Below are 10,194 nucleotides of genomic sequence, written 5' to 3'. Positions count from 1 at the left end.
GCCAATGGTATGGACCCCGCCGTTGCCGCGGTGGAATCTCGAACGTCAACTGCAGTGAAGGAGGATGTCATGCAGGTCGTTCGCATAGGTCTAGATCTAGCGAAGTATGTCTTCGAAGTTCACGGCGTCGACAACCACGGGAAAGTCGTCGTGCGAAAGAGGTTGCGTCGCGATGCGGTGGCCGGCTTTTTCGCCAATTTACCGGCCTGCCTGGTCGGCATGGAGGCTTCCAACGGGGCACACCATTGGGCTCGCGTGCTCACGGAGCTTGGCCATCAGGTCCGACTGATCAGCCCTCAGTTCGTGACGCCATACGTCAAGTCGAACAAGAACGATGCGGAAGCCATCTGCGAAGCGGTCGGCCGTCCGTCCATACGCTTCGTACCGCCGAAATCAACCGATCAGCTGGCGGTACAGGCCGTCCACCGCATTCGCCGGCGCCTGGTCGCCGACCGGGTCAGGCTCGTCAGCCAGATTCGCAGTCTGCTGTCCGAGCATGGGATTGTCATTGCCCGTGACATCACGCAGCTGCGGCGCAGCCTCGCTGTCATTGTAGGGAGCATCAATGACGGCCTCGGCGAGATGCTCTGAGCGCTCATGAGGGAATTGCAAGAGGAGTTATCCGAGCTTGATACCCGCATTGCAGCCTATGACCGGCGGATAAGGGAAATCTTCCGTACGAGTGAGCAGTGCCAACGGCTCGGCAAAATCGAAGGCGTCGGACCTGTGACGGCAACAGCCTTGATCGCCGCCGTGGGCGATAGAAGCTGTTTCAAGAACGGCCGCCAGTTCGCGGCTTGGCTTGGCCTGGTGCCAAAGCAGCGATCCAGCGGAGGGCGGGCCCGCTTGTTCGGCATCAGCAAACGCGGCGATCGATACCTGCGGACGCTGATGATTCACGGAGCTCGCGCCGCTTTAAGCCGGGCTACTGGCAAGCAGGATCCGCGAAGCCTCTGGCTCGGCAAGATGCGGCAACGGCGCCATCCCAATTTCGTGGCCGTGGCTCTTGCCAACAAGAATGCGCGGATCGTGTGGGCTATGCTCACAGGCGACGCGGCTTATGAGTCGGCGCTGTCGGTGAAGGCGGCCTGAAGCGAAGCGGCAATCAAGGAAAGGAGGTCTCACCCAGCAATTGCAACAAATGGCAGGAGATGGCGAAACGGTCACCCCGTCGCTTCCCAAACCTGATGTGTGGACCGGCACGGCTCGCGCCGATGTCTCGGGGCCGTTGAGGTGGAAGCGGGCGAAAACCATCGAGGCTCGCGGCGGAGACGTTGTCCAGCCGCATCAAGAAGCCGGATATACGTCAGCAGTTGTGACCGTCGATCCTGATCAAGCCGGTCGTTGCAATCGGGCGGGGTTGATCTCGAGTTCTGCGACATGGTCCTGGCGCTTACGGGTGAATGACAGGGTGCTTCCATCGCGGACGCTTGCGTTCCGCAGCCAGATCAACCGCTATATGTCGCACGCCCTGAACCCGTTCATCAAACGCTCCAATGCCCGGATCAGCATCTGGAATTAGGCAACGGAGCGCGCGCGTCAGTTCCTGTCGCACTTTGCCGCCGTTCTGCTGCGCGGCGGCGTCGCCACCGAATGTCACTGGGCATTTGGCGGCGACATCGCCGCGAGACGGAATGCGCTCAACCATGGCCGCACCGACACGACGACCGAGCCTTACATCACGGGGGCCGATCCGCGTTCCGGTTCCGAGATATCTGTTGACAAAATGCCAAAGACAAAGTTACATAACGCATATTCGGTATGTTTTAAGGCTCTAGCCGTGGGTGGCCCAACTATCTTCCCTTCGGACTTTATTGATAGACCCTACTGGTGGGGCGATTGGAACCCCCATGACTTTCCTCTTGTGGAGGTTCCCCGAGAAACAGACGTCGTCGTAGTTGGCGCCGGTTACGCGGGCTTGTCCTGCGCGTTGGAATTGGCACGAAATGCCAGGTCCGTGGTGGTGCTTGAGGCTGATGTGCCGGGCATTGGTGCCAGTACCCGCAACGGCGGCCAGGTGACCGGTGGAGTCAATGTAGGCAAGAAGCCGTCAGGTGGCGCGCCTTCCGACTTATGGAAGAAGCGCGAATCGGCGATGCTTGCCGAGGCTGCCGAGGCTTACCGGCTATTTGAGCGAACACTAGACCTTTATGGCATCGATTGCAGCTATCGTAGAAATGGGCGCATTACTGCTCTCTGGACCTCAGAGCATTTGCGGGGCTGGGCCGAACGCATCCCGCTGCTCAACGCGCAAACAGGCGCGGACATCCGCGAGATGTCGCCTGACGAGATGCGACGGGAGTTGGCTAGCGACTACTACGCTGGTGGTGTTTTCGTTTCGCGCGCTGGGCATATTGATCCTGCCAAATACTTCCGCGGTCTTTTGCGGGCCGCGCAGTCCTCCGGAGCCGTCGTCTGCAGCCATGCGCCGGCAAGCAAGATCGAGCGTCGAGGCGCGCGCTTTGCGGTAACTACCGAGCGCGGCACCATTCGGGCACGCGAAGTAGTTATCGCAACAAACGGGTACACTAAAATGCTGATGCCAGCGCTGCGCCGCCGCGTCGTGCCAGTGACCTCGCATCAGATCTGCACAGAGGAGTTGCCCTCTGATCTTCGGCGTTCGTTGATTCCCAATGACCGTGCAGTCGTCGAGACGCGCCGCGTGACCAACTATTACTGTATCTCCCCCGACGGCAAACGGCTGCTGTTTGGTGGTCGCGCTCGTTTCTATCCGCTCACCGCGCGCCAGTCGGCCACTGTGTTGCATACTCAGATGATCGCCCGTTTTCCACAACTCGCTGATGTGAAGGTCAGCCACAGTTGGGGCGGTTGTGTCGCCTTGACGTTCGACTTCTTGCCGCACATCGGCAAGTTGGACGGCGTGCACTACGCGCTCGGTTGCAACGGGAGCGGCGTAACCATGATGAGTTACCTCGGACACAAGGTAGCGCGCCAGATTCTCGATCGGCCAGAAGCCGAACCCAGTTCATATGCTGCGCCTCTGCAGACGCACCCGCTCTACCACGGACGACCTTGGTTCATGCCCCTGATCGGTACCTACTTCCAACTGCGAGACGTGGCGGACCGAAAGCTTTCTCGCCGCCGCGCCGCGCCGTCTCCGGCGCGTAGTGCCGCATGACATGGCTTTCCAGCTCTCGTTTTAACCGACGCTGTATGAAGCCACCCAAGCTGTTCTCGATGGGTTCGCCGACGCGTTGAACAAGCAATTCGACAAGTGAACCCTTTCTCGGAGATGTCGGAATGAGTCTGAGAATTGGCGTGGACATCGGCGGGTCGTTCGCGGATTTCGCCGTCCTGGACCCGCAGACGCGCAGTGTTCGCACCTTAAAGGTTTTCTCGCGGCCGGACAGTCCGGGCAGTGAAGTGCTCGAAGGCATGGCCAGTCTGGCCCGTCGCTACGGTATCGACGCGCGCGATGTCATCTATTTTACTCATGGCACCACCGTCGGCGTCAACGCGGTCGTGCAACGGCGGGGTCTGCGACTAGGCCTCATCACAACGCGCAACTTTGAGGACGTGTTGGATATTGCGCGACTCAAGATTCCGGACATGTACCACTTGATGTCCACTCGACCAGAGCCACTGGTTTCGCGTGACCGGGTCTTTGGCGTGGTCGAGCGGTTGAATTTCGATGGCAGTGTAGATACGCCGGTCGACGAAAGGTCTGTGCTGGCCGCTTTGGAAGCGATGAAACGCGCCGAATGCGAGGGCGTTGTGATTTCATTGCTGCATGCCTACCGAAACCCGGCGCACGAACAGCAAGTCAAGGCGATCCTGAAACGTGCGCAACCGGATTTATTTGTGTCTTGTTCGCATGAGGTTTGGCCGATTATCCGAGAGTACGAACGGACCCTGACAGCTGTTATTGGCAGCTATGTGCAGCCAAAGGTCGCACACTATCTGTCGAGTTTACAAGCAGCGCTCAAGAAAACCGGCGTGCCGGCCGATCTGAAGGTCACTAAGTCCAACGGCGGCGTCATGAGCGCCGAGCATGGCAAGTCCAATTGCGTTCAGATGATTCTGTCGGGCACCGCATCTGGCGTCATTGGTGCAGCTTACATCGCCGAGCAGTCCGGCATCCGCAACTGCATGAGCCTTGACATTGGCGGTACGACTGCCGACGTCGCGCTCATTATCGACGGAAAGCCGCAATACGCCACAGGGGAGTACATCGGTGACTTCCAAATCCACATCCCATCCGTGTCAGTGTCGTCAATTGGCGATGGCGGTGGCTCGGTTGCTCGGGTTGACGAGTTCGGTGTCCTGAAGGTCGGCCCCGAAAGTGCCGGCTCCAACCCCGGCCCTGTCTGCTACGGTCGAGGTGGTACGCGCCCCACAATTACCGACGCTTTCGCCGCAATGGGAGTTCTAGGCCAATCGGCTCTTGGTTACAGTACGGTGCAAGTTGACCGCGACGCTGCTATCCGAGCGATTGCAGAATTGGCCGGTTCGCTCGGACAGGAGCCCCATAAAACCGCAGAAGCCATCGTCAATGTTGCTATTTCTGGCATGTACGCGGGCGTCAGCCGACTGGTGTCTCGCTTCGGAATTGACCCGCGCAGCTTTACGTTGCTTCCTTTCGGCGGTGCCGGTCCGATGCTCGCCTGCCATCTGGCGCGGGCACTGAATATCGATGAGATACTTGTGCCAGCGACACCGGGCGTATTGAGCGCTCTGGGTGGCCTAATCGCGGACACCAAAAACGACTTCGTTAAGACAACCTATTATAATTTAGATGCCACCACCCTTGAGCAACTAGATCAAGACCGTGCCGAACTGGAGGCTCTCGCGCGCGGCTGGATCCGCGAGGAGACCGGTAGTGACGTTGAGGCAGAGGTCAGTCTGTCTGCCGACATGCGCTACCGCGGCCAATCCTTTGAAATCGATACTCCGCTCAGTCCTTCTTCTATCACTGGAGGCGATCTCGCCACTGTGCGCGCAGCATTCCACCGTGAGCATGAGAAGCTCTACGGCTATAGCGACGAGTCTGCCATCGTTCAGGTCATCGCACTTCGCCTGATCATAACAGCGCCGACACCTAAACCGGCATTGCAGACGCTCGAAGAAGCGACCGAACCACCGCAGCCGTTGCGTTCGGTCGAGGTTTTCATGGACGGGACCTTCCGTGAGGTGCCGCTCTATCAGCGGAATGCGTTGCGTGCCAACCAGTGCTTTGATGGCCCTGCGGTTGTTGTGCAGGATGATACGACCACCTGTGTACTGCCTGGTTTCAAGGTAACAGTTGACCATCACGGCAACCTGTTGATTAGAGCGGTGTGATCATCATGAAACTCTCCGAGCGACTTAAAGAAGCCGGGCTGCTGAAGCAGCATTTCCTTTGCGACGGACAATGGCAGGCTGCATTGTCCGGGACCCAGTTTGCGGTCGCGGATCCGGCCACTGGCGTCCAGATCGCGAGTGTACCCAACGCCGAAGCCGCCGATGCAACTGTTGCCATCGATGCGGCCGAGCGAGCCCTGCCATCCTGGCGTGCGCTCACGGGCAAACAAAGGGCCCGTACGATGCGCCGCTGGTACGACCTGCTGTGCGAGAGCGCTGAGGACCTCGCCGTACTGATATCAGCTGAAGAGGGCAAACCGCTGAACGAGGCGCGCGCTGAAGTCGAATACGGCGTTTCGTTCGTCGAGTGGTTCGCAGAGGAAGCCAAGAGGATCGACGGAGACGTGCTCCAGAGCCCGCACTCCGACAAGCGCCTACTCGCTTTGAGGCAACCGATCGGAGTTTGTGTTTCAATTACTCCCTGGAATTTCCCCTTGGCCATGATTACGCGGAAAGTGGCCCCCGCGCTTGCGGCAGGTTGTACAATTGTGGTCAAGCCCGCGGAGCAAACTCCGCTGACGGCGCTCGCGATCGGCGAGCTTGCTTTACGGGCTGGCATACCGGGCGGCGTACTGAACATCCTGACCGCTGATAGCGCCAATTCTGTATTGGTTGGTGAAGTGTTGACCGGCGATCCGCGTGTGGCGCATCTGTCCTTCACCGGATCGACGGAGGTGGGTCGCATTCTGATGCGGCAATGCGCGTCCACCATCAAGAAAGTGTCTTTAGAGCTCGGAGGGCATGCGCCGTTCATCGTGTTCGACGATGCGGATCTGGAAGGCGCCATCGAGGGCGCGTTGTCAGCCAAGTACCGTAATGCGGGTCAGGCGTGTATCTCGCCGAACCGTTTCTACGTACAGGCTGGTATCCACGATCGCTTTGTTGCACGCATCTCCGAGCGCAGCGCAGCACTGCGGGTTGGCAACGGCTTCGACCCGGGCGTCAACATTGGGCCCCTGATCGACGCGCAAGCGGTGACGAAGGTTCAGCAGCATGTGGACGACGCGATCCGTCAGGGGGCCCAGCTAGTTACCGGCGGCAAGCCGGGCGAATTGGGTTTCTTCCAGCCTACGGTGATCGCCGGCGTCACGCACGCGATGGTGATGTCGCGCGAGGAGACCTTCGGGCCGGTAATCGGCGTCGCTCGCTTTGAAACGGAGGCCGAACTGCTGGCGATAGCCAACCACAAAGAATATGGGCTGGCCGCTTATCTCTACACGCGCGATCTAGCTCGAGCCTGGCGGGTTGCTGAGGCTCTGGAGTTCGGGATGATCGGTATCAACGCCAGCGCAATCTCTAACGAGGTGGCCCCATTCGGCGGAGTTAAGCAATCCGGTCTCGGTCGAGAAGGTTCGAAATACGGCATCGATGAGTACCTCGAAATGAAATACCTGTGCGTTGGATTGCAGTGAAGGTTCATGAGAACGAGCATGGATTTCGATAGAGCGGAGCTACAAGTGTTCGCCAACTATTGCGTTGCGGCCGCGGAAAGCATGGCTTTCACGTTGGCGCGTACCGCGCATTCTACATTCGTCAAGGAGACGGAGGATTTTTCCTGTACCATTATGACTCCCGACGGTCAGACTTTCGCCTCGCCGCGAACTTTGGGAGCGACTTGGTACGCTGGACTGGACTATGGCCCCTTGTTGCAGTTGGTGGGCCCGTACGAGCCCGGTGATGTCTGGTTCACCAACGACGCTTACAGCGGTTACGTAGCCACACATACCCCGGACGTGGTGATGTGGAAGCCAGTCTTTCTCGAAGGACAGTTGATCTGCTTTGTGGGAGGACACATCCATAATACCGATATGGGTGGTGCAGTGCCAGCGTCCTTATCACGAACTCTGACTGAAGTGCACCAGGAGGGCATTCGTTTTCCGCCAATGAGGATCGTGCGGAGTGGCGTGGTCGAGGAATCGTTGTTGTCGCTAATGGCCACAAATGTTCGCGCGCCCGAGCAGAACCAAGGCGACATGAAGGCTCAGTTGGCGAGTTTGGCTACCGGTGAACGTAAAATCCTCGAAGTCGCAAAGCGTTTTGGGCTTCAGCGATTCCGTGATGGTGTCGAGGCGCTGTTGCGTTATTCGGAGCAGCAAGCACGAACTGTGGCACGCACCATCCCGGATGGCGAATATTTCTTTGCGGACTACGCCGACGAGGACGCCGCTATTGATGGAAAGCCAATGCGCGTTGCTTTGACACTGCGCGTGCGCGATGGCGAACTGGAACTGGATTTCACCGGAAGTGATCCGCAGCTGTCGTCCTCTCTAAACGTGCCCACGGGTGGGCGCGAGCGTCACGTCCTCCCGCTAGTTGGCCTAAACTACGTGCTTTACTCGCTCAATCCGGACTTGCTTCTGAATGCCGGCATGTTGCGTATTGCGCGTTGTATCTTGCCGGAAGGTTCAGTCCTGAACCCGCAGCCGCCGGCAGCGGTAGGGATGCGCAGCCTGACATGCATGGTCTTGCAAGTGGTGGTGCTGGGCGCCTTTTCGCGTGCCGCGCCGCACCGGTTGCCTGCGTGCCCGTCGTCGGGCATGTCGATCCTTAATGTCAAAACCATGGATAGGGATGGTCGCACGGTCATGGCTTCAATCGGACCCATCGGTGGCGGAGCCGGTGGCGGACCAAGTGCCGACGGTTCAGATGGTTCGGGCGCCAACTCAGCCTTTCTGCGTAACACCCCAGTGGAGATCAACGAAGCCGAGGTGCCGATCCGCATCCGTCGCTACGGCCTGGTGCCTAGCAGCGGCGGAGCCGGCAAATACCGCGGTGGGTTGGGAACCGTCATGGAATTTCAAGTCTTCTCGCCTAACACGCTGGTCACCGCGCGCAACCGCGATCGATCGCACTTCAGCGCATGGGGCGTGCTCGGTGGATTGGCGGGGCGGACCTCAACCTTTATCCGGAATCCGGGGTTACCCTCTGAAGAGAACCTGGGAAACATCGATCTAGTAAACTGCCGGCCGGGCGATATCATCCGCTGTGAAGGTGGCGGTGGAGGAGGCTACGAGGATCCATTTGAGCGCGTGCCAGCCAAGGTATTAGAGGATGTGCGCCGCGGCTATGTGACGGTGGCCGATGCGCGCGAGCTGTACGGTGTGACCATTAGCAATGGACTCTTGGATGAAGTCGAAACTTCTTGCATACGCCGGGAGCGTGCCGAGCGCACAGCGCTTGAGCACTTCAGCTATGGCGCGGTAAGGGTTGCGCACGAGAGGAAGTGGACCGAGGCGAGATACATGGCACTAACACGACGCCTCGCCGAGTTGCCCGTGAGCTGGCGGTTTTTCCTGAAGCATCAGGCTTTTGATGCGCTCGATGCCAGCCTCGCCGTTGGTGAAGCGCCGGATGGTCCAGAGGTGGTCGACGACATTTTCGACGCACTTATTCTGCAGTACCCGGAATTGTCCCCAGAGCGACAGCTGAGACCGGAATAAGCGCGGCTCGTGCAATCTGGGACCGAATTGGAATACTGTGATCGGGCCGGAATCGTGCAAAATGTTTACCAGCTTGATCGCAAAGCCATCTTCACGCCTGACTCACGACGAGATATTAGTGTGTGATGTCCAAGACAGCACAACGTCCACGACGGTCACAGGCGGATCGAACTGCAGTTGCGAGAGCTGCTTTGGTGAGCGCCGCTATAACCGTGCTCAGTGCGCAGGGGTTCGCGCGGGCTACGAGCGTCGCGATTGCGGAGCAAGCCGGCCTATCTACCGGCGCGTTACATCACCACTTCGCGACCAAGGAGGACCTCTTTATTGCCGTGCTGGACGATGTCACCGCGCATGTGATCGCGTTGTTCGCCGATCTCCGGGAGGGGAGGGGCGGTAGCTCCGAACTCGCTGATGCATTAATAAAGTCGCTGTGGTCGGTCTATGGTAAGGCGGCGTATTGGGCGGTCTGGGAGATCAACATAGGCTGGCGAAGCGACAAGGCCTTATGCAAGCAGTTGGCGGATCATCGAAGGAACTCGCGGGACCGGATGGACGAAGCTATTCGTGACAATTCTTTCCTCTCAGATCGCACCAAGAATACGCTAATCGCTCTTCTCCCTTTCATCCTTTCGGCGATGCGCGGCATGTTCCTCGAGACCTTTGCGAACCGCGAGGATTCGTTCTTTCAAAGTCAATTGGACGTTCTTGCTGGCCTCCTGAAGACTCGCCTGGACCAGGCCGCCGCTCAGCGTCGTCGGGGTCAATTAGCTGCAAACAATTAGGGTCATCAATTCCCGTTGTGGTCGCCAAGGTCCGCCGCTGCAATTCGGCGATCCTGCCGCTGTGGCGCGGCGCACCCGGAGCCTGGATGCGCTGTTACCGGTGCTGTACCTGCGTGGCATCTCGACCGGCGATTTCCAGGAGGCGCTGACGGCTTTGCTGGGCAAGGACGCGCCGAACCTGTCGCGGCGGTGATCTCCCGGCTGACGGCCGAGTGGCAGGGCGAGTACGAGCGTTGGCAGAAGCGCGATCTGTCTGGGCCGACGGCGTCTTCCTGCAGGCCCGCATGGAGGACCACGGCGAATGCACGCTGGTGCTGATCGGCGCGACGCCGGAAGGCAAGAAAGCGGATCGGCTTTCAGGTCGGCGTCCGGGAGAGCGCGCAGAGCTGGCGCGAGCTCCTGATCGACCTCAAGCAGCGCGGGTTGCAGATCGCCCCGGAAATTGCGGTCGGCGACGGCGCACTGGGCTTCTGGAAGGCGCTCGACGAGATCTTTCCCGGGACGCGGCACCAGCGCTGCTGGGTGCACAAGACCGTCAACGTCCTGGACAGTAAGCGTTGCGTTGAGGCCCTTGAGAATTTTCATACGCGATCGTGAGAGCACCGTTAGAA

The 10,194-nt window shown here is 59.2% G+C and carries 6 protein-coding genes and 2 pseudogenes; all 8 read left to right on the top strand.

Translation table 11 applies throughout. From position 1 onward, the window contains the following. The first annotated feature begins 69 nt into the window (after positions 1-69). Positions 70-1,092: pseudogene (locus tag WN73_RS12660) on the top strand (IS110 family transposase). Positions 1,093-1,132: 40 nt separating this feature from the next. Beyond that, positions 1,133-1,522, top strand: coding sequence for a hypothetical protein (locus WN73_RS12655; protein ID WP_271553053.1), 390 nt, complete (start codon positions 1,133-1,135; stop codon positions 1,520-1,522). A gap of 204 nt (positions 1,523-1,726) precedes the next feature. Beyond that, the gene (locus WN73_RS12650) at positions 1,727-3,139 is read left to right on the top strand and encodes an NAD(P)/FAD-dependent oxidoreductase (RefSeq protein ID WP_271553051.1); all 1,413 of its coding nucleotides are present in this window, start codon (positions 1,727-1,729) and stop codon (positions 3,137-3,139) included. 122 nt (positions 3,140-3,261) lie between these two features. Further along, positions 3,262-5,301, top strand: coding sequence for a hydantoinase/oxoprolinase family protein (locus tag WN73_RS12645; protein WP_271553049.1), 2,040 nt, complete (start codon positions 3,262-3,264; stop codon positions 5,299-5,301). Between the two features lie 5 nt (positions 5,302-5,306). After that, on the top strand, positions 5,307-6,773 hold the full coding sequence (locus tag WN73_RS12640) for an NAD-dependent succinate-semialdehyde dehydrogenase (protein ID WP_271553048.1): 1,467 nt from the start codon (positions 5,307-5,309) through the stop codon (positions 6,771-6,773). 18 nt (positions 6,774-6,791) lie between these two features. Further along, complete coding sequence (locus tag WN73_RS12635) at positions 6,792-8,801, top strand: hydantoinase B/oxoprolinase family protein (RefSeq protein WP_271553046.1); 2,010 nt, start codon at positions 6,792-6,794, stop codon at positions 8,799-8,801. 194 nt (positions 8,802-8,995) lie between these two features. Continuing rightward, a complete protein-coding gene (locus WN73_RS12630; protein WP_271553045.1) occupies positions 8,996-9,583 on the top strand; it encodes a TetR/AcrR family transcriptional regulator in 588 nt (195 codons plus the stop codon). An 11-nt stretch (positions 9,584-9,594) separates the two neighbouring features. After that, positions 9,595-10,132, top strand: a pseudogene (locus tag WN73_RS12625) (IS256 family transposase); the annotation flags it as partial. Positions 10,133-10,194: the final 62 nt, after the last annotated feature.

It is taken from the genome of Bradyrhizobium sp. CCBAU 45394, from assembly GCF_028128655.1.
In the GTDB taxonomy this organism is placed as follows: domain Bacteria; phylum Pseudomonadota; class Alphaproteobacteria; order Rhizobiales; family Xanthobacteraceae; genus Bradyrhizobium; species Bradyrhizobium diazoefficiens.
Note: the sequence above shows the minus strand (reverse complement) of the source record. Positions and strands in the feature narration are given on the sequence as shown.

What these genes read in the sequence shown, in the direction of transcription:
- WN73_RS12650 (WP_271553051.1), top strand. Translation starts at nt 1,727, where the DNA reads ATGCCAAAGACAAAGTTACATAACGCATATTCGGTATGTTTTAAGGCT.
- WN73_RS12645 (WP_271553049.1), top strand. Translation starts at nt 3,262, where the DNA reads ATGAGTCTGAGAATTGGCGTGGACATCGGCGGGTCGTTCGCGGATTTC.
- WN73_RS12640 (WP_271553048.1), top strand. Translation starts at nt 5,307, where the DNA reads ATGAAACTCTCCGAGCGACTTAAAGAAGCCGGGCTGCTGAAGCAGCAT.
- WN73_RS12635 (WP_271553046.1), top strand. Translation starts at nt 6,792, where the DNA reads ATGGATTTCGATAGAGCGGAGCTACAAGTGTTCGCCAACTATTGCGTT.